The organism is Sphingopyxis sp. (genome assembly GCF_036402335.1).
Taxonomy (GTDB): domain Bacteria; phylum Pseudomonadota; class Alphaproteobacteria; order Sphingomonadales; family Sphingomonadaceae; genus Sphingopyxis.
Genome location: NZ_DASWTD010000236.1, coordinates 1 through 18,450, shown reverse-complemented (window position 1 = coordinate 18,450; position 18,450 = coordinate 1). Strand labels below are relative to the sequence as shown.

18 protein-coding genes are annotated in these 18,450 nt (G+C 63.7%); 6 read left to right on the top strand and 12 right to left on the bottom strand.

Annotation, left to right across the window (positions count from 1 at the left end):
• Nucleotides 1-57: 57 nt before the first annotated feature.
• The 3 genes from cobA (at nucleotide 58) to VGD20_RS07430 (ending at nucleotide 2,544) form a co-directional block, all read left to right on the top strand.
• Complete coding sequence (gene cobA / locus VGD20_RS07440) at nucleotides 58-843, top strand: uroporphyrinogen-III C-methyltransferase (protein WP_054587451.1); 786 nt, start codon at nucleotides 58-60, stop codon at nucleotides 841-843.
• Nucleotides 836-2,068, top strand: a complete 1,233-nt coding sequence (locus tag VGD20_RS07435) for a molybdopterin molybdotransferase MoeA (protein WP_331133838.1) — start codon at nucleotides 836-838, stop codon at nucleotides 2,066-2,068. Before cobA ends, VGD20_RS07435 begins: the two co-directional genes overlap by 8 nt.
• A 137-nt stretch (nucleotides 2,069-2,205) precedes the next feature.
• Entirely contained in the window at nucleotides 2,206-2,544 is a 339-nt protein-coding gene (locus tag VGD20_RS07430; protein ID WP_331133837.1) for a hypothetical protein, read from the top strand.
• Between the two features lie 193 nt (nucleotides 2,545-2,737).
• On the opposite strand, the gene VGD20_RS07425 is transcribed toward VGD20_RS07430, so the two are convergent.
• Genes VGD20_RS07425 through VGD20_RS07410 form a run of 4 tightly spaced genes read right to left on the bottom strand, consistent with a single transcriptional unit; the run spans nucleotide 2,738 to nucleotide 8,050 of the window.
• Complete coding sequence (locus tag VGD20_RS07425; protein ID WP_331133836.1) at nucleotides 2,738-3,697, bottom strand: ABC transporter ATP-binding protein; 960 nt, start codon at nucleotides 3,695-3,697, stop codon at nucleotides 2,738-2,740.
• Entirely contained in the window at nucleotides 3,694-4,728 is a 1,035-nt protein-coding gene (locus VGD20_RS07420) for an iron ABC transporter permease (protein WP_331133835.1), read from the bottom strand. The genes VGD20_RS07425 and VGD20_RS07420 overlap by 4 nt, the downstream gene beginning before the upstream one ends.
• Complete coding sequence (locus VGD20_RS07415) at nucleotides 4,725-5,963, bottom strand: hypothetical protein (RefSeq protein ID WP_331133834.1); 1,239 nt, start codon at nucleotides 5,961-5,963, stop codon at nucleotides 4,725-4,727. Before VGD20_RS07415 ends, VGD20_RS07420 begins: the two co-directional genes overlap by 4 nt.
• Entirely contained in the window at nucleotides 5,960-8,050 is a 2,091-nt protein-coding gene (locus VGD20_RS07410; RefSeq protein ID WP_331133833.1) for a TonB-dependent siderophore receptor, read from the bottom strand. Before VGD20_RS07410 ends, VGD20_RS07415 begins: the two co-directional genes overlap by 4 nt.
• Before the next feature lie 219 nt (nucleotides 8,051-8,269).
• On the opposite strand from VGD20_RS07410, the gene VGD20_RS07405 reads away from it, so the two are divergent.
• From VGD20_RS07405 to VGD20_RS07395, 3 genes are all read left to right on the top strand, one after another.
• Nucleotides 8,270-9,196, top strand: a complete 927-nt coding sequence (locus tag VGD20_RS07405; protein ID WP_331133832.1) for a DUF5829 family protein — start codon at nucleotides 8,270-8,272, stop codon at nucleotides 9,194-9,196.
• 345 nt (nucleotides 9,197-9,541) lie between these two features.
• Entirely contained in the window at nucleotides 9,542-9,799 is a 258-nt protein-coding gene (locus VGD20_RS07400; protein ID WP_331133831.1) for a hypothetical protein, read from the top strand.
• A gap of 864 nt (nucleotides 9,800-10,663) precedes the next feature.
• Entirely contained in the window at nucleotides 10,664-11,734 is a 1,071-nt protein-coding gene (locus VGD20_RS07395; RefSeq protein WP_331133830.1) for a sensor histidine kinase, read from the top strand.
• Nucleotides 11,735-11,911: 177 nt separating this feature from the next.
• On the opposite strand, the gene yghU is transcribed toward VGD20_RS07395, so the two are convergent.
• The 8 genes from yghU to VGD20_RS07355 all read right to left on the bottom strand — a co-directional run.
• Nucleotides 11,912-12,787 carry a glutathione-dependent disulfide-bond oxidoreductase gene (yghU, locus tag VGD20_RS07390; RefSeq protein WP_331133829.1) on the bottom strand — a complete coding sequence of 292 codons (876 nt, stop codon included), beginning with the start codon at nucleotides 12,785-12,787 and terminating at the stop codon, nucleotides 11,912-11,914.
• Nucleotides 12,788-12,833: 46 nt separating this feature from the next.
• On the bottom strand, nucleotides 12,834-13,475 hold the full coding sequence (locus VGD20_RS07385) for a DJ-1/PfpI family protein (RefSeq protein WP_331133828.1): 642 nt from the start codon (nucleotides 13,473-13,475) through the stop codon (nucleotides 12,834-12,836).
• 92 nt (nucleotides 13,476-13,567) lie between these two features.
• The gene (locus VGD20_RS07380) at nucleotides 13,568-14,650 is read right to left on the bottom strand and encodes an alkene reductase (RefSeq protein ID WP_331133827.1); all 1,083 of its coding nucleotides are present in this window, start codon (nucleotides 14,648-14,650) and stop codon (nucleotides 13,568-13,570) included.
• A gap of 280 nt (nucleotides 14,651-14,930) precedes the next feature.
• Nucleotides 14,931-15,269, bottom strand: coding sequence for a carboxymuconolactone decarboxylase family protein (locus tag VGD20_RS07375; RefSeq protein WP_331133826.1), 339 nt, complete (start codon nucleotides 15,267-15,269; stop codon nucleotides 14,931-14,933).
• 116 nt (nucleotides 15,270-15,385) lie between these two features.
• On the bottom strand, nucleotides 15,386-16,486 hold the full coding sequence (locus VGD20_RS07370) for an alkene reductase (RefSeq protein ID WP_331133825.1): 1,101 nt from the start codon (nucleotides 16,484-16,486) through the stop codon (nucleotides 15,386-15,388).
• A 290-nt stretch (nucleotides 16,487-16,776) separates the two neighbouring features.
• Nucleotides 16,777-17,217, bottom strand: coding sequence for a hypothetical protein (locus tag VGD20_RS07365; RefSeq protein WP_331133824.1), 441 nt, complete (start codon nucleotides 17,215-17,217; stop codon nucleotides 16,777-16,779).
• Nucleotides 17,214-18,026 carry an alpha/beta hydrolase gene (locus VGD20_RS07360; RefSeq protein WP_331133823.1) on the bottom strand — a complete coding sequence of 271 codons (813 nt, stop codon included), beginning with the start codon at nucleotides 18,024-18,026 and terminating at the stop codon, nucleotides 17,214-17,216. The genes VGD20_RS07365 and VGD20_RS07360 overlap by 4 nt, the downstream gene beginning before the upstream one ends.
• Nucleotides 18,027-18,169: 143 nt before the next feature.
• A partial coding sequence (locus tag VGD20_RS07355) for a glutathione binding-like protein (protein WP_331133822.1) occupies nucleotides 18,170-18,450 on the bottom strand: 281 nt, incomplete at its 5' end.

The following is an 18,450-nucleotide window of genomic DNA, read 5'->3' as shown; positions in this document are numbered from 1 at the left end:
CCAACTGCGGCTCATGCCGCCCTGCGCTCGGGCGGATTCTCAGCGAGGAGACCAGCAATGCAGCCTGACGATTTCGCCCCCGGCACGGTGTGGCTGGTCGGCGCCGGCCCCGGCGATCCCGAACTGCTGGCGATGAAAGCTGTAAGATTGATCGAGCGGGCCGACATCGTCCTTTATGATGCACTGGTCGGCGATGGCGTGCTCGCGCTGATCCCGCCCGGCGTGCAGCGCCAGAGCGTCGGCAAACGCTCGGGCCGCCACTCCAAGGATCAGACGACCATCAACGCGCTGCTCGTCGCCGCCGCGCGCGCGGGCAAGCGCGTCGTGCGCCTCAAGGGCGGCGACCCGGTCCTCTTCGGCCGGGCGACCGAGGAAATCAAGGCCCTGCACGATGCAGGCTTTTCCGTCCGCATCTGCCCAGGCATCACTGCCGCGAGCGCTGCCGCCGCGTCGGCCGGCATGTCGCTCTCACTTCGCGGCGTCGCGCGCGACGTCCGATTTGTGACGGCGCACAGCAAGCGCGGCGCAGCGCTCGACGTCGACTGGACATCGCTCGCGCAGGACGGCTCGACGCTCGCCTTCTACATGGGGCGCGAGGCAGCGGGCGAGATTATGCGCGGCCTTATGCGGGCCGGAATGTCCGGCGACATGCCGGTGATGATCGCGTGCCACGTCAGCGCCCCCGAGGAACGACGACTGGCGACGCGGCTCGATCTGCTCGACCTTGCCGTCAAATCCTTCGCCGCCGATGCGCCGACGCTGATCCTCATTGGCGCGGCCGTTGGCTTGGCGGAGCTCACGCCTGCAGGTGTCGAGAATATGGCGCGGACGGAGCATGACTAAACTCGGCACCCTGACCGATGCCACCGAATGCGCCGCCTCGATCAGCTACGACACGGCGTTGGCGATTCTGGCGGCCCTTGCCACGCCGCTCGATGCGATCAGCCTTTCGCTAACCGATGCGGGCGGATGCTATCTTGCCAAGCCCGTCCATGCCCGTCTCGATTCCCCCCGCTTCGATTGCGCGGCAATGGACGGCTACGCGGTTCGCGCCAGCGATCTCGAAAATGGATCCTCGACGCTGACTCAAGTCGGTACCAGCTACGCCGGCAGCAGCGACGCCGGCGAGATCGGCCCCGGTCAAACGATGCGCGTGATGACCGGCGCTCCGCTCCCCCACGGTGCCGACCGCGTCGTCATGATCGAATATTGCCGCCAGATCGGTTCCGAGGTGACGATCGCCGCCCCGCCACGCGGAAAACCGCACATAAGGCGACGGGGCTCGGACTTTGCGCGGGGACAACAGCTCCTGCCGCCCTGCACGAAAATCACGCCCGCAACGGTGTTAGTTGCGGCCGCAGGCGATCATGGCCAGCTCAGCGTCACGCGGCGCCCACGCATTCAGCTTCTCGCGACGGGAGACGAGATTTTCGTCCCCGGCTCAGCGGCCGCGGCGGCATTTCCTATCCCGGACAGCCTGACCGCCGCGATTGATCTCATGTGTCGATCGGCGGGCGCAGAGGTCGTTTCGAAGGCCAGACTTTCCGACGATCCTAAAGCTATCGCGAGCGCCAAACAGGCCGCGGAAGCCGATATCATTGTCGTCGTCGGCGGCGCGTCGCGCGGCGATCGCGATTTCGGCCGGGGCGCCTTCGCTCCGCTCGGGCTCAAAATCGCATTTTCCGACGTCGATATGAAACCCGGAAAACCGGTGTGGTATGGAACGGCCGGAGCCGCCCATATTCTCGGGCTGCCAGGAAATCCGGCAGCGGCGCTGACGATTGCGCGCCTATTCCTCGTGCCGCTCATCACGCGGCTCATGGGCGGCGACCTTACCGACGCACTGCCTTGGCAGCTTATCCCCGCCACTGCACCGATCGAGGCCAACGGCGCGCGCGAGGCTTTCCTATGCGCGGCGACATCCTTTCACGGCGTCACCGTCGGCGACCGGCAGGACGCATCGGGACAAGCGCGGCTGGCGCATAGCAACGCACTGGTGCGGCGCCGCGCCCGCGCCGCGCCCGTCCTTCCCGGCATGCTCGTGCCCACGCTGCCACTATGCTGCTAGCTTTGCTCGCGCGCAGATTTGCGCACCCCCTTACTCGGATCTCGGCGCAAGTAACCGCCGACCCTGACAGTCCCCGCACCTCAGAGACGGTCCTACGCGACATCGCACAGAGGATTTCTGCCGGCGGCGCGGACAAGATGAGTAATACTGACATCCTGATATGGAACACGGCAGTCGTGGTAAGCTTCATGACCGGAGATCGCAGGATTGCGGTGCCAACCGACGCGAGCGTCCTGAACTGGGGCGCGGCTCGGGCCGGGTTTCGCGAGATGGGGCTACCGGACCTTGCCGAGTTTGTCCGGTTGTTCGTCCTCGAACTTGCCTATCGCGCGGACCTCGACGGGCGAGACGGGGAAGCAAACTCGGCTTCGCTCCTCCGGATCGCAGAACTCAAGAAGAGATTTCAGGCAGTCGAGGCTGAAGTCGACTTCCCCCTTGAGCTAAGCAGGATGATCGAGCGTCGGCGCGGTACTTAGGAAGCCATCGCTCGCATGATCCGAGTTTGGCCGATTTCGGACTGGCAGCTTTCAGATTGCAAAGACTAAAAAGCGGCCACCCCGTGACCAATGCAGCGGCTATCTTCCGCCTACGGGTCGAGAACAATCTCGCCTTCAGCGCTGGCGGCACGCACCACCACAAGCAGAGCGGCCGAATGAACGCCAACCCGTTTCATGAACGATCCAGCCGCCCGAGCATCGCGGCGATGCTGTCCGCACGCTCCGATCCGACCGACCATCCGGCAGCGTCGACCGAAACGCGGAGAGCGGAAGCTGCGTCGACCGCATATCCCGCGCGCTCGAGCGCACGGCGCGTCCATGCGCCGCGAACCCCGTCGCCGTCCAGCGCGACGCGCCGGTTCGCTGGGCGTCGCAGCTCGAAATGACCCGCATGTTCGTCGAAGCTCACCGCATCGGCGGCGAATATACGCGCGAAGTCGCCCGACAGGATCAGATCCTCAGGGGCGCCGTCGAGGAGCTTCGTGCCGTCGTAGAGCCACAGCCGATTGGCACAGCGCAGGGCAAGCTCGAGTTCGTGGGTCGAGATGACGATCGCATAGCCCCTTTGCCCCGCCAGCTCGCCGAGCAGCGCGAAGAAGGCGACGCGCCGCGGCACATCGAGGAAGGACGTGACCTCGTCGAGGAGCAGCAGACGCGGCTGCTGGGCGAGCGCGCGCGCAACCATAACGCGCTGCCGCTCGCCATCGGAAAGGCTTGCGACGGCGCGGTCGCGAAACGCAGCCGCACCCACCAGCGCAAGCGCCTCGTCGATGATCGCGATATCCTCGTGCGCGAGCCGCCCCTGCCAGCCTGTATGCGGATAGCGGCCCGCTGCCGCGAGTTCGAATCCGGTGAGATAGCCGGTCTGAAGCCGCTCGGTGAGGACGACGCCCAGCTTTTTAGCCTTCTCGCGCGCCGACAGCGAGGCGAGCGGGTCTCCGTCGAGCGCGATCGATCCAGCCAATGGCGCGAGCAGCCCCGCAAGCGTGCGCAGCAAGGTCGTCTTGCCCGTCCCGTTGGGCCCGACCAGCGCGACCACATCGCCCGGATGGAGGTCAAGCGAGAGATGGTCGGCAACGAGGCGCCCCGGATAGCCGATCGCAATGCCGTCGGTGGAGAGGATCGCGCTCATGCCGCGGCTCCGAACCGGGCATGACGCCTAAGGAGGACCCAGAGAACGATCGGGCCGCCGATCAGCCCGTTGACCGCATTGAGGTGAAGCAGGTGCCGCGCCCACGGGAGATGGGTGATGAGATCGGTCGCAAGCGCAAGGGCGCCGCCAGCGAGCGCCGCGGCCGGCAGCAGGATGCGGTGATCCTCGGTCTGCAGCACCCCGCGTGCGGCGTGTCCGGCGATCAGGCCCAGGAAGTTGATCGCGCCGCAAAAGGCGGTGATCGTCCCGACGAGCAGCGCGACGACGCCGAAGCAGGCATAGCGCAGCGCCTTCAACGGTACGCCGAGGCTCTGCGCATACGTGTCACCGAGCATCAGGATGTTGAGCGGCTTGGCGAGCGCCATCAGAAGCAAAAGCCCCAATGCGCAGGCCGGGAGCAGGATGATGTGCTGCGCCCATGTCACGCCCGCGAAGCTCGCATCGTCCCAGCCCTTGAAAGCCGACGCTTGCGTTTCGTCGATAAGATGAAGCGACAGGCTTATGAGCCCCGCCGCGATGTAGCCGAGCATCAGTCCCGAGAGCAGCAGCGTGACATTGTCGACGCGGCGCGCGAGAAGGGTCAGCAGGCCCATGATAATCATCGTTCCGACGGAGGCCGCGACCGCGAGACCGACATCGCCGACGAGGCCGAAGCTTTCGGCGAACGCCGGTCCCGCAAGACCCGTCGCGACGACGAGCAGCGCGACGGCGAAGCGGGCACCGTGCGCGATGCCGAGCACGAAGGGGTCAGCGAGCGGGTTGCGAAACAATGTCTGGAGCATCAGGCCGCAGGCGCCGAGGCTCGCACCGCCGACGAGCGCGGCGAGCGCGCGCGGGAGGCGATATTCGCGGACGATATGTCCCCAGCCTTCCTGTGCAATTTGGCCGCCAGTCAGACTTGCGCCGATCGCCTCGAACGGGATGTCGACGACACCGAGCGCCAGCTCGGCAACGAAAAGCGCCACGATGACGACGCCGATCACGATGGCGAACGAAACGGGCCTGATCATGCCGCGCCTCCCGGTATCTTGCGGATGAAGCGCTGTTTCGCGGGAGGCTTGAGCAGCTCGGGGTGGAGAATCGCGATGAGTTCGGCGAGTGCGTCCTGCGGCTCGGTCATGCCCTGATCGGACCAGCTGTTCGCGAACGGCCCGACCTTGCCGGCATCGAACCAATAGACGCGCCCGCCTTGCACCGCACGAAGCCATGTGAGCCGCGGGTGATCGCGGCGAAGCGTCGCCATATCTGCGGCCCCCGGCATGAAATTGCCGAGCCATACCTCTGCGCCTGCGGCGCGATCGAACAGCTTCTCCATCGGCGCGTAGGTCAGGCTCCCCGCAATGGCATTGTCGTGCCAGGCATGGCGGCCGCCGGCATCCTCGATCATACGGTAGAGCTGATTGCGGCCGCCGGCTTGGCTCCATTCGTCGCGGCTCTCGGGATAGCCGAGCTGGACAAGGGGCCGTGCCTCGACATTGGCCGTGAGCGCGCGCAGTTCCACATAGCGCGCCGCGCGCTCGTCAAACAGCTGATTGGCGCGCTTCTCGAGATTGAAGAAGAGCGCGAGATATTTGATCCATTCGGCGCGCCCGAGCGGGGTCGGTTCGGTGTGATCCGCCTGCGGCGCAGAAACGACGCCGAGCCGCTTCAGCAGCGGGTGGATGTTGGCGTCTGGATAGGCCGAATAGAAGGTGAAGAAGAGGTCGGCGCCGAGCGCGGCCGCCTGCTCGCCATTGCCATGCTGCGCGGCATAGATGGGGATTGTCTCGCCGCTTTCGATCCGCGCGGCGATCGCCGGAATCGAGACGTTGCGCGTCGGCACGCCCTTCAGCCGGTCGTCGATACCAAGCAGTTCGGACGCGCCGAGCAGCGACACATTGGCGGTCGCGAAATCGCGCACGGGTATCTCGACAAGCGTGTCGCGGGGGCCGAGCTTCGGCGGCGGCGTCCCGCACTGGACCAGCACGAGGCGCAGCACCTCGCGCGTGTCGACCGACGGTCTGAAGGTCACGCGCTTCCAGTGGCCGTGATACTCGACCCTGAGCTGGGCCGAATACGCAAAGGCGGCCTTGTCGGGAAAATAATCGGTGTCCGCCCGATAATTGGCAACGCATCCCGCCACGAGGTTGGCGGCGGGCCGTTCACCGACCGCCATTGCCCTACGCGTAGGCGGCTCGCTCATCGGGATGGGTGCGCAGGCCGCGAGCGTCGCAAGCAAACCCATCGCGAGGAGATGCAGCCTCATCGGCCTCCCCCGAAGCGGTAGGAGAGGCTTGCTGTCACCGTGCGCGGCGCGCCAGGATAGAGCGGTATGAAGGCGCCGCCGCTGTCATAGTAGAATTTGTCGAAGAGGTTCAGAACGTTGAGCTGCGCGCGGAGCGGCCCGAACCCGGCGTCGAATTCATAGGCGAGGTTCGCATCGACGCGCGTGTAGGCGGGCAGCACGATCGAATTATCGGTATTTCCCGCGCGGCTTCCGATATGCTGGATTCCGAAGCCGGCGCTCGCGCCTTTGAGAGAACCCGCGAAGTCATAAGTTGTCCACAGGCTCGCCGAGTGCCGCGGTGCGTTCACGAGCCGCGCGCCCGGCGTGGCAAAGCTGTCCTCGAGGATCTTCGCGTCGAGATAGGTGTAGTTCGCAAGGAGCCGCCACTGCGGCGTCAGCACGGCGGGAATCTCGACCTCGATCCCGCGCGAGCGCGACTTGCCGATCTGGATCACGAGATCAAAGTCGACAGGGTCGGACACCGCGACGTTGCGGCGCGTGATGTCGAAGAGCGCGAGCGTCGGCGTCAGCGTCCCGCCGAAAAGCTCGGCCTTGGCGCCGACCTCCCAGCTTTCGCCGATGAGCGGCTTGGGCAGCGAACCGTCGCGAAGGCGCCCAACATCGACCTGCGCGCGGAACGAGCGCGCCCAGCTTCCGTAAAGCGAGAGCGCCGGCACCGGGGTCCAAGTAAGGCCGGCACGCGGCGAGAAGGCCCCTCGCTTCGTCTCCCCCTCTCTCGTTCCGGCCAGATAGTCGCGATTGCGAAGTTCGTTCCAGTCGTAGCGGCCGCCAACAAGGAGGCGCCAATTGCCGAGCTTCAGCTCGTCTTGCGCATAGATCGCAGTGGAATCGCTGTTCCATGCGCCATCGGCGACGAGCACGCTTGGCTCGGCGCGCTGCCCATAGACCGGGTTATCGAAGTCGATCGTAATGTTGACGCCGAAGGGCGGGTTGCGGACATCGAACCGCCAGTGATCATAGCCATATTCAACGCCGAAAAGCGCCTTGTGCTCGATGGCGCCCGTCGCAAATCGCGCATAGAGTTCGGCCTGCGCGGTCAAATCGGTCTGCCGATCATAGGCAAGACTAGTGCGGCGATTGACCTTGGGATCGGCAGGATCGGCGCGGCTGACCGGCGGAAAGCCGAAGGCGTAATAATAGCTGTCCTTGGTGAAATCCGAATAGCCGAAGGCGATGCGTCCCGACAGCGCGTCGGAGAAGCGGTGGTCGACGAAGAGGCTCGCGACGCCGCCCTTGTTCGTGTAGCGCGCATCTTCCTCGCCGAATTGCCGTTCGCGCGGCGCTTCGAGAAACAGCGGATCATTGGCGAAACCGCGATCGAAATAGCCGCGCTTGCGCGCATATTCGCCTTCGAGGGTCACGCTGGTCGCATCCGATGGCTTCCATTGGATAACAGGCGCGATGAAGGTGTCGCGGGAGAAAGTGAAATCGCGAAAGCCGTCGCGGTCGTCGTGCGAGATGTTGACGCGAAGGCCCAACGTTTCGGACAGCGGCACCGAGAAATCGCCGGTCAACCGAAGTTGATCGAAGGAGCCATAGAGCGCGCTGACTTCGGCGAAGGACTCCTCGAGCGGCTTCTTGGTGACGAAGTTGACGACGCCGCCGGGTTCGAAGCGGCCGTAAAGCGCCGATGCCGACCCCTTCAGCACCTCGACCTGTTCGACATTCTGCAACTGCTCGTCGGGCGCATAGGCGGAACGGCGAAGGCCGTTCTTCAGATTATAGGGGGTGATGAAGCCGCGGACATAGAAGCGGTCATTGCTCGCCCCGAAACCGACCTGCGGACTGAACCCCGGCACATAGCGCAGCGCTTCGCCGATCGTGGTGATTCCGCGGTCGCGGATGAGCTCGCGCGTGACGACCTGCACCGAATAGGGCGTTTCCTTCAGCGGCGTGTCGGACTTGTTCGTCTGCGGCGCGACCGTCGCGCGATATCCCTGTTCGCGTGTGCCGAGCACGACGATCTCCGCATCAGCCTCCGACTGCGCTAGCGCGGCCGCCGGTACGCCGAGCGCGGCGCCGGCAAGCAAGAAACTCCGAAACATGCATTTCCCCATCAGCCAATTTCGCCGCCCACGTTCGAGCAGCCGAATCATGATATGTAATATCATGCCATTGCTAAACTTTGGCTCTATTGTCTAGGGTGACCGACAGATGTCAGAGCAACGCCCTGACATCGTCCGACGGCTGTTAACGCGGCCGAGTGAAGCACGACAATCGCGATAATCTGCGATCGTCATCCAGCAGGTGAACGAAGGGACGCAATGAAGATCGTAATTGCCTTAGCTTTGCTGGCGGTAGGCGGGTTCCCTACCCTTTCCGCCTTTCACGCGAATTCCCGAGATGATGAAAATTCGCGTGGAGGGTCGGCAGTCGCTTCGCAATCGACCCCGTCGCTCAATCACGTCTACATTGTCCTCGACCAGTCGACGTTCGACGCGATTCGCGATAGCCGCACACTTGCGCGGCTGTTTGGCCGGGCCGATGCGGGGCTGCCCGACTATGCGCTCCCACCCCCGGAGGCCGACCGCATCTTTTTTCGCGGTAGACGCACCTATCTCGAGCTCTTCGCCCCCAATAACAGGTTTGAAGAACCCGTCGGCAAGGTAGGACTCGCACTCGGTCACGACCATGCAAAAGACTTCGAGGAACTCGCCACAAAGTGGAAGGACGCGTGCGGATCACGCTTTCGCCGTACTTCGATCGAGTATCGCAGGCAGCAGCCCCCAGTTCCATGGTATGAGGCAATTCAGTGCGATGATACCGCCAGTGGGCCACACCTGGCCGTGTGGAGCATGGTCTATCGTCCCGAGTTTCATGAATGGCAATCGGGAGGCATCGGCTCGTCTTCCCAGCGGATCGCGCGCGCCGAAATCCTCGCGCCGCGCCGCGCCGATGGACAAGGCCGCTTCGATATAACGGGCCTCTCGTTGAAGGTTAGCGCCACGACTTATCCAAATTTGAGTCGGCAACTGGAGCAGGCAGGAATGGTTCGCGACGGCGATCAATTCTTGGGTGACGGCTGGATGATCAAGCTCGAAGTCGATGAGACGCCGCGGTTCGTCGAGATCAACTTTGACACCGACGCGTCACGCGTCCGGGGCGAGCGGCTCGGCAATGCGGTGCTAACGCGGGCCAGCAACCGCGCGGCGCGTTTGACGGTTCGGGCACGGGGCCGACCCGGACAGTAGCGGTGCATATGGCTATCAGCCGGCGACTGCGGTGCTACGTGATGCGCGGGGACTGGTGAACCGCAACCGCGTCGAGTACCTGCGGATCGCGATCCGCGACTTGCGCCAAAGCTTGAGGTCGATCCGTCGCAACCCAAGCTGATCGTCAACGAACTGGTCGTAGGATACCGCCTGAGGACTTGAACTGGCCGAAAAGCGGTCGGGCCGGTTGCGGCGCAAAAATGTGCGAAAGCGGACACTCGTCTTGGAGCACCGCGGGCGCGGCCGTGCTGTCTACTACTGGCCAGGACCGGAACCTTCGTCCGAAGGAAGCGTCCTAAGCGATATCCTTCAGAGGAGGTTCCCATGGTTGATGAGATCCATACAACCCGCGAACCCGACGGCACGACACATACCACAACAGTCGTCGACCGCGATCCGAAACGCGGTGGCGGGGCGGGCATCACGCTCCTCGTCGTTGCCGCGCTGGCTATCGCGGCATTTCTAGGGTTCCAGTTCCTCGGTAACGAGAAGGCCGAAACCGGTGCAGTCACCGAGGCAGCGCAGAAGGTGGGTGATGCCGCTCAGGATGTCGGCGACGCGGCCCAAGAGGCCGTCAAATAGCAGGCGGGCCAATCTGCCCCGGTTGAGGCTGTTGTCCCTTTCCCTGTGAGAGACTTTTCCAGCGTAGAACTATCGATTGAGACGCCGACTGATGGGCCGATGGCTTCGACCGCACGATTGATCTGACTGCTTTCCTGAAGCCTTAGGGTTGCGACCCCCGAGGCGGATGGGGCTTCTCCTGAATTATTCGGGAGACGAAAAGGCCCCGCCCTCCGCGAGGTCTTTTTGCTGTGCTCCATATTTGCGCGCAGCATCCCCGACGATATTATCGCTCCATCCGCTGTCGCATAATGGCATTGCCGGAACTTCAATCGACGCTCCCGCGTTTTTCGGACAACCCCGTCTCCTGATGCCACTTGTCTCATGGCTCTCAGGAGACGCGGCCAGAGCGCCTCCGAGGGTCGCCCGGGGATCAGATCAGCCTCGGGACAGGGCCCGCTTTCAAAGTTCCGCCCGATTCATCTCGCCGCAAATCGCCTGAAAATTAAGGATTTGTTATCCATCTGGCCCCACGATGACACTGTGCCGCACCCCCTGTGCCCCACACACATGCGGCGTAAAGTAGGACGGCGGTCGCTGGTCCCGGCCGCCGTCCAGCTTCCTTTTAGGCGTAGATCCTGGATTTCCGGCATTTTGGCACGTCGCCGCGGTGGCGACATCAATCGACCGAAGATGTCTGTAGCCCTCCTTCCCACTTGCGGAGAGACCGGCGGCGTGTCGATTCCGTGCATGCCTCCTTCCGCCGGCATGCTAAAGCCCGCAACCTTGGGGCAATGATCGACAACGTCGATCAACTCGCTCCGCGATTTGGTCTGCCGACAAGGCCGCGCCCTGCGGTCCGGGTCGACCGGGAAGGCGCGCCGCATGGCTGCCGACAATCCACCTATCAATCTGGGCCGCACATTGGGGCTAGCGCTGGTGCTCGCGTCCGATGCGCCGCTGCTTCTGCTCGACGAAAATCTGGCGATCGTCGCGGCGAGCGACAGTTTCTGTGCCGCCTTCGGCATCGATCCCGACACCGTCACCGGGCAGACGATCTATGACCTCGACCATCATCATTGGGACTTGCCGCGGCTGCACTCGCTGATCGAAGCGACGCTGTCGGGCGCCGCCGAGGTCGAAGCCTATGAGATGGAGATCAAGACGAGCGCGGGGGCGGTGCGATGCGTCGTGATCAAGGCGCAGCGGCTCGAATATGGCGACGGCCTGAACACCAGGATGGTGGTCACCGTGATCGACGTCACCGAAGAGCGGCAGAACGAGAAGCGCCACAAGGAACTGGTTCACGCCAATGCCGCGCTGCTCCACGAGATGCAGCACCGCGTCGCGAACAGCCTGCAGATTATTGCGAGCATCTTGATGCAGAGCGCGCGCAAGGTGCAGTCGACCGAGGCGCGCGGCCATCTGAGCGACGCGCATCAGCGCGTGATGTCGATCGCGACGCTGCAACGCCACCTCGCCGAATCCGAGGGGGGCGCAGTCGAGCTCGAACCCTATCTGGCGCAACTATGCGCCAGCATCGGGGCGTCGATGATCTATGACCGCGAGCAGCTAACGCTCACTACCCGCGTCGATCCGGTGTCGATCAGCGGCGATATATCGGTCAGCATGGGGCTGGTCGTCACCGAACTGGTGATCAATGCGCTCAAGCACGCCTTTCCGGACGGCCGCCCCGGTCATGTCGTCGTCGGCTATGCCACGACAGGCGACGACTGGACTTTGTCGGTTTCGGACGACGGGATCGGCATGGGGGAGGACCCCGAACGGTCCCCAGCGGGTCTGGGCACGCGCATCGTCCAGGCGCTCGCCAAGCAGTTGGGAGCGGAGATTGCGGTCGAGGACACCGCGCCGGGAACCCTTGTGTCGCTGACCCGGACCGTGCAGATCGCACAGCAGGTCGCCGCCAATGACGAAGCACAGATCGCTGCGGTCTGACCTGCCCTCCCCCGGTCAGGAGGGGGAGTTCACGACCTCCACGTCATCCGCCTTGCATCCCACCAACGACGTTTCGCCGGCATAATCTGCCGACAGAACATGAACCGCCAGTCTTGGCCGATAGCGGTCAGGCCGCTCTTGGGAAAGAGACGGGCAAAAGCTTCCGTTACTCGATTGTCATCCAAATTCATTCAGCGTAGCGAAGTCCCGAGGATCATGCCGCTCGCGCAAGAATTCGCAGGGCGTGTCCGACAGCCGGTTCACCATCCTTCCCCGCTTGACGGCGGGTCGCTCGCCGATCGCCTTGTACCAGCGGAGGAGATGCTGATATTCTTCGACCGCAACGAACTCGTGCGTATTGTAAACGCCGTAGAGGCTGCCCGGGTGCCAGGGCCAGACCGCCATGTCCGCGATCGTATAGTCATCGCCGGCGAGGAATTCGTGGCGCGCAAGATGCGTGTCGAGAACATGCAGTTGCCGCTTCACTTCCATCGCGTAGCGATCGATCGCATATTCGATCTTGAGCGGCGCATAGGCGTAGAAGTGCCCCAGGCCGCCGCCGACGAACGGCGCCGAACCCATCTGCCACATCAGCCAGTTCATCGTCTCGGTCCGTCCGCGAGGATCGGTCGGCATGAAGGCGCCGAACTTCTCGGCGAGATAGAACATGATCGAACCGCTTTCGAAGACGGGAAGGACCGGGTCGGTCGAATGATCGACGAGCGCCGGAATCTTCGAGTTGGGGTTGATCTCGACAAAGCCGCTGCCGAACTGGTCGCCCTTGAAGATGTCAATTAGCCACGCGTCATATTCGGCGCCGGAATGTCCCGCGGCAAGCAGCTCTTCAAGCAGGATCGTGATCTTTTGGCCGTTGGGCGTGCCCTGCGAATAGAGCTGCAAGGGATGTTTGCCGACCGGCAACGCCTTCTCGAACCGGGCGCCCGAATCGGGGCGATTGATGCTCCCGAACGTGCCCCCATAATCATTTTTCGGGGACCAGACCTTGGCGGGAACATAGCCTGCGGGCTGATTTTCTAGGGGGGTATCGGTCATTGCTCGCTCCTTGCGATGTGATCTCGGAAAAGCCGCTAGTGAGGTGTCAGGGATCGGTCGTTTCGCTGACCTGCACCTTGTCGAGCCAGCCCGTCGCGGGTTCGGGAAGGCGCATCAGCTGGCGAATATGATCCGCGTTGGCGCGCGACGTCAGCTGCTCCAGAAGGGCGAAGGCGACTTCGATCGACGTCCCCGGCCCGGTCGATGTGATCAGTCGATCATCGACGACGACCGGCTGGTCGAGAAACACCGCGCCATAGCTTTCAAGCTGCGCCTTTCGCTTGCCGCCGACCTGATGATAGGTCGTCGCCCTTCGTCCGTTCAAAATGCCCGCGGCACCAAGCGACAGCGATGCCACGCACACCGAGGCGACGGGTTTGCTGGCCTTGTCGAATTTTGCGATTACCGCGATAAATTCGTCAGCAAGGGCGTCGTCGTAAAAGCCCGCTCCCTCGAACCCGCCAGGGACCGCTAGGGCGTCGAAGCTGTCGAGATCGAGATCGGCGACGATCGCATCCGGAATGACCGAAAAGCCGAATGTCGCCCTGAGGGTCGGACGCAAGCCTGCGGACACGAGCTCGATACCTTCATCGCCATCGATGTTCGCCCATCCGAGCACGTCGGTGAAGCCCGCGGCTTCGAGGGGCTCGAAGCCCTCGGCCAGCAGCAAAAGAACGCGTTTCGTCATAATCTTGGCCTCGGCTCTTCTCGTTCGATCTTATGAGGTAGGGCGCCCCGGACAGGAGGACGGGGGATGTCATCCGGGGCGCCCACACCCGGTCAGGCGGCAGCCTTGCTGTCCGCGAGCACCGGGTAGTCGATGTAGCCTTCGGGACCTTGGGTGTAGAAGGTATCGCCCTGCGCCTCGTTGAGCGGCGCGCGTTGCTTGAGACGCTCGACGAGATCGGGATTGGCGAGGAACACCCGTCCGAAGCTTATCGCATCGGCCAGCCCGCTATCGAGGTCGGTCTGGGCGCGGTCGATGTCATAATCATGGTTGAGAACAAGTGGACCCTTGAAGTGCGGGCGGATCATCGGCGACTGGCGCGGCACGTCGGTCTCGCCGCCATGCCCCTGCTCGCGCAGCTCGAGATAGGCGATGCCGATCTTGTCCAGCATCGCGGCAACGGCGGCGAACAGCGCGGTGGGATCGCTGTCATCGACGCCCCAGGTCTCGCCATTGGGCGACACGCGGACGGACGTGCGATCGGCGCCGACGACGTCGACCACCGCCTGCGTCACCTGACCGAGGAGGCGCATGCGGTTCTCGATGCTGCCGCCATATTCGTCGGTCCGCCTGTTGCTGCTGTCGCGCAGAAACTGGTCGAGCAGCATGCCGTTCGCGGCATGGATCTGGACGCCGTCGAAACCCGCCGCCATCGCGTTCTTCGCCGCGCGAACATAATCGGCGATCAGGCCCGGAATTTCCTCGACCGTCAGCGCGCGCGCGGTTTCGGAGGGCTTCGGCCCGTCATAGGTCCAGGCATCGACCGGGGACACCGTCGCGCTGGCCGAAACCGGTTGCTCGCCGATCACCGCCGAATGGCCGGCGCGGCCCGTATGGCCGAGCTGCGCAATGATGAGACCGCCCCTATCGTGGACCGCTTGCGTCACCGGCTTCCAGGCTTCCACCTGTTCGTCGGTCCAGAGTCCCGGCGCATAGGTGAAACCGTTGGCCTGGCGCGAGATGCCGATCGCCTCGCTGGTGATGAGACCGGCGGTTGCGCGCTGCGCATAATATTCGGCCATCATCGCGGTCGGGACATTCTCGCGGGTCGCGCGGCTGCGGGTCAGCGGCGCCATGATGATGCGGTTGGGCGCGACCAGCGCGCCAAGGGCAATAGGGTCGAAGAGCGTGGGCATATCTATTCCTTCCGCACGGTTGCAAATAGCAGGCGATGATCCTGCCTAGCCGCGCCTCGATGGCCGATAAACAGGCCGCTTTTCCGAACATTGCGGCTCTAAATGACTTTATAACGAGCTGGCGATCATGCCCTGCCCTCCCGTCGGCCTGGAAAGGCGACCAAGGGCGGGCTGGCTCGGCGCCGGTGTGCATCTATCGCGGCAAAAAGATCTGGTGAGGCACGGCGGGCGGTGGGCCATAAATCTTACGGCGCTGGCGTATCCGTGCCTCACCCGATCCTTACGAAACTGCCGCCGCGTCGAACGCCTCCAGCGCGCGCGTCGAGTAAACGAGGGCAGCGCCCGCGTTCATCGCGATAGCCACGCCGAGCGCCTCTGCGACTTCTTCGCGGGTCGCGCCTTCTTTCAGCGCTTCGTTGGTGTGGATCGAGATGCAGCCATCGCAGCGCGTCGTTACCGCGACCGCGAGCGAGATGAGCTGGCGGGTCTTTTCATCCAGATGCGCGGTCTTACGGCCCGCGCCCGATGCGGTCATATATCCCTTCACCGTGTCGGGCGAAAGCTGCTGCAACTTGCCGACATTCGACAGCACATGATTACGATTGGCATTCCAGTCCATTCTAATACTCCTTGATGAGCCACCGGGAGGGCAGCGGGATTGACTTGGGTCGATAGGGAGGGCGTGCGGTCGGGCGCCGGGGTAGAGGGGTCTTCCCATCCCGAGCGCCCATCCGATCAGGCGACAGCCTCGCTGTCTTCCAGCGCCGGATAAGCCGGATAATCGGTGTAGCCTTCGGCTTCGCGGGTATAGAGCGTGGCTTCGTGCACGCGGCTCAGCGGCGCACCTTCGCGAAAGCGCGCAACAAGGTCGGGGTTGGCGACGAACGGGCGGCCGAAGCTGATCGCGTCAGCCAGACCGCTGTCGAGTGCTGCCTGGGCGCTATCCTGATCATAGTCGCTGTTGAGGACCAGCGGGCCCTTGAAGAAGGGCCGGATCATCGGCGACTGGCGCGGCACGTTGCTCGACACGAATGTGCCGGTCGGGGTCGCTTCCTTCAGCTCGAGAAACGCAATGCCGACGGCATCGAGCGCCGCGGCGGCGGCAGTGAACAGCGGGGTCGGGTCGCTATCGTCAACGCCATAGGTTTCGCCGTTCGGCGTAAGTCGCACCGAGGTCCGGTCGGCGCCGATGGCATCGGCAACCGCCTGGGTCACCTCCTTCAGCAGGCGGAGGCGGTTCTCGATGCTGCCGCCATATTCGTCGGTGCGCATATTGCTGTTGTTGCGCAGGAACTGGTCGATCAGCTGGCCGTTCGCCGCGTGGATTTGAACCCCGTCGAAGCCAGCCGCGATCGCGTTCTCCGCCGCGCAAACATAGTCAGCGATGATCCCCGGAATTTCACCTACTTCGAGCGGGCGCGCCACCTCATAGGGCTCCTTGCCATTATAGGTGTAGGCTTCACCTGGCGTGGCGGTCGCGCTCGACGATACCGGCTGCTCTCCGGTGAGCGCCGAATGCGTCATGCGGCCCATGTGCCAGAGCTGGGCGATGATCAGGCCGCCCTTGTCATGGACCGCCTTCGTCACCGGCTTCCACGCCGCGACCTGCTCGTCGGACCACAGCCCCGGCGCATAGGGCCAGCCAAGGCCCTGGCGCGAGATACCGATCGCCTCGCTGATGATGAGGCCGGCGGACGCGCGCTGGGCGTAATGCTCGGCCATCATCGCGGTGGGGACATGATCGCGGGTTGCCCGGCCTCGCGTCATCGGCGCCATGAGAATGCGGTTGGAGACAGTGAGCGCGCCTAGCGCGAGCGGATCGAAAAGCGTCGGCATATTATTTCCTTCGTCACGGCCGCAGCTTGGAAATGCGATGTCGCCCTAATTAAGGACCGGGCCACGACCGATAAACAGGCCGCTTTTCCGATCATTGCGGAACGAAACGACTTTATCGATGCAGCGGCGGTCATGACGCGCGGCAGGATGACCTCCCGCCCGCCGGCGAGGCGCCAAGACGGACCGGGCACTGGCATCCAGAGTGCCGCTCTTTCAGCTCGGAGACCTCGCAAGCCGATTTGCAGCCTTGCCCAAGGCGATGGCGCTCACGCACCCTTGTTGTCGGTTTGCTATGCGGAGCGATGACGGCGGCTGATATAGCCGAGAAGCCCACACGCCTGGCCATAGGAGAAGCCAGCCTCGACGAGGCGGATCACATCTTCCGCCCGGACGCGATCGGCATGGAACCTCAGCAACGACACGAACAGGCGGAGGGCCTCGAGCCGAGGATCGGCGAGCGGGCGCGCGAACCCTAGGCCCAGCGCCCACTCAATGGCCCTGCCAATCCTGCCGCGCGGCTGAATCTCGCGCGTGGCATCACAGCGTTCGGCGAGAAAGATGACATGGAGTTCGGTGGGAGAGAATTGATCGGCCTCGACCGCCGTGGCGGCCCGATCTTCTCCCTTGCATAGCGAGCAGTCGACGAGCGCCATGATCACGTCAGGCGAAACCGCGCGCATTGGCTTGCGCCGTCCAACGTCCCGATCGGACCGGATCGGGCTCTTGCTCATATCGAATGTCGCGCAAGAAACTGCGAAAGGCAGCGGTTGAATTCGGCTGGAACTTCCAGATACGGCAGATGACCCGCATCGAGGACGGCGAGTTCGCTACCGATCAGGGCCGCTCTGATTTCGTCGGCGCAATAGGCCGGGACGAAGCCGTCCCTCGCTCCGCGCACGACAAGGGCGGGACATGTGACGCACTGGAGTTCCGGGCGCTGGTCGAATGCATCCTGCTCACGGAAGATGCGCCGGATGTGAAGGGGATCAATCTGTCCGATCGATCGACGAAACCCACGGACAATGGCGGGATATTCTTCCACACCCATCATCGCGAGCAACTGGTCCGCCCAGCGCTCGGCACCATTTTCTTCCAGCAAAAGGTCATATAGCGCCAGTCGCCGGACGCGATCGTCCGCGTCGAGACGGAGGAAGGCGTTCACAACGACCATGGCGGTCACGCGCTCTGGACGGCGCGCCGCAAAGGCGAGTCCTGCCCGGGCGCCTTTCGAGAGGCCGCATAGGGCCGCGCGCGGCGCGCCGGCATGATCGAGCGTGGCCTCGATCGCACGCCAATAATCCGTGAAGTGGACCGAGCGGCCACTGGAACGGCCGTTGCCAGGCAAATCGAGAGATAACACCCGATGGCTCGCCGCCAGATGCCTCCGCTGCAACAGCCAGTTTTCGGCGTTGCCGCCAAGCCCGTGCAGCAGCAGTACGGCCGTCCCCTCGCCCTCCGCACTATAATGGAGGGTCTCGCCGTTCCATCCGAATATCATCGTCTTCTCGATATTACCCTTCTTGGAAAACGGAGCCTTCATACAGTGCTAGATGCCATCGTTCCGCAAACCGGCGAGTCCGGCGGCCGGAGCGCCGTCTGGAAAGGCCTCCCGTCAGGGGAGGCCTTTCGCTGTTGGCCGGGGCATATCCGGGAGGAGGGCGATATGTCCCCGGCTCCGGAGACCTAGTCGATCAGCCCTTCCGCCTTGAGCGAGGCTTGGACGGTCGGGCGCTGCTCCACACGGGCCATGAATTTCTGGATGGCGGCATATCCGGAGATGTCGAGACCCACCCGCCCCGGCCAGCTCAGGACATTGTAGAGATAGGCGTCCGCGACCGAGAAGCGGTCACCGAGCAGATAATCATTCGCGGCGAGATGCTCGTCGACATATTCGAACTTGTTGATGAGGTTCGCCTTGGCGAAGTTCGCTTTCGTGGCATCGTCGACGACCGGCGAGAACATGA

Excerpts from the sequence above, each read along its gene's own strand:
- VGD20_RS07405 (WP_331133832.1), top strand. The coding sequence starts at position 8,270 with ATGAAGATCGTAATTGCCTTAGCTTTGCTGGCGGTAGGCGGGTTCCCT.
- VGD20_RS07370 (WP_331133825.1), bottom strand. The coding sequence starts at position 16,486 with ATGCCGACGCTTTTCGATCCGCTCGCGCTAGGCGCGCTCACTGTCTCC.
- VGD20_RS07395 (WP_331133830.1), top strand. The coding sequence starts at position 10,664 with ATGGCTGCCGACAATCCACCTATCAATCTGGGCCGCACATTGGGGCTA.
- VGD20_RS07420 (WP_331133835.1), bottom strand. The coding sequence starts at position 4,728 with ATGATCAGGCCCGTTTCGTTCGCCATCGTGATCGGCGTCGTCATCGTG.
- VGD20_RS07400 (WP_331133831.1), top strand. The coding sequence starts at position 9,542 with ATGGTTGATGAGATCCATACAACCCGCGAACCCGACGGCACGACACAT.
- VGD20_RS07425 (WP_331133836.1), bottom strand. The coding sequence starts at position 3,697 with ATGAGCGCGATCCTCTCCACCGACGGCATTGCGATCGGCTATCCGGGG.
- VGD20_RS07415 (WP_331133834.1), bottom strand. The coding sequence starts at position 5,963 with ATGAGGCTGCATCTCCTCGCGATGGGTTTGCTTGCGACGCTCGCGGCC.
- VGD20_RS07360 (WP_331133823.1), bottom strand. The coding sequence starts at position 18,026 with ATGAAGGCTCCGTTTTCCAAGAAGGGTAATATCGAGAAGACGATGATA.
- cobA (WP_054587451.1), top strand. The coding sequence starts at position 58 with ATGCAGCCTGACGATTTCGCCCCCGGCACGGTGTGGCTGGTCGGCGCC.
- VGD20_RS07365 (WP_331133824.1), bottom strand. The coding sequence starts at position 17,217 with ATGAGCAAGAGCCCGATCCGGTCCGATCGGGACGTTGGACGGCGCAAG.
- VGD20_RS07385 (WP_331133828.1), bottom strand. The coding sequence starts at position 13,475 with ATGACGAAACGCGTTCTTTTGCTGCTGGCCGAGGGCTTCGAGCCCCTC.
- VGD20_RS07380 (WP_331133827.1), bottom strand. The coding sequence starts at position 14,650 with ATGCCCACGCTCTTCGACCCTATTGCCCTTGGCGCGCTGGTCGCGCCC.
- VGD20_RS07430 (WP_331133837.1), top strand. The coding sequence starts at position 2,206 with ATGAGTAATACTGACATCCTGATATGGAACACGGCAGTCGTGGTAAGC.
- VGD20_RS07375 (WP_331133826.1), bottom strand. The coding sequence starts at position 15,269 with ATGGACTGGAATGCCAATCGTAATCATGTGCTGTCGAATGTCGGCAAG.
- VGD20_RS07410 (WP_331133833.1), bottom strand. The coding sequence starts at position 8,050 with ATGTTTCGGAGTTTCTTGCTTGCCGGCGCCGCGCTCGGCGTACCGGCG.
- yghU (WP_331133829.1), bottom strand. The coding sequence starts at position 12,787 with ATGACCGATACCCCCCTAGAAAATCAGCCCGCAGGCTATGTTCCCGCC.
- VGD20_RS07435 (WP_331133838.1), top strand. The coding sequence starts at position 836 with ATGACTAAACTCGGCACCCTGACCGATGCCACCGAATGCGCCGCCTCG.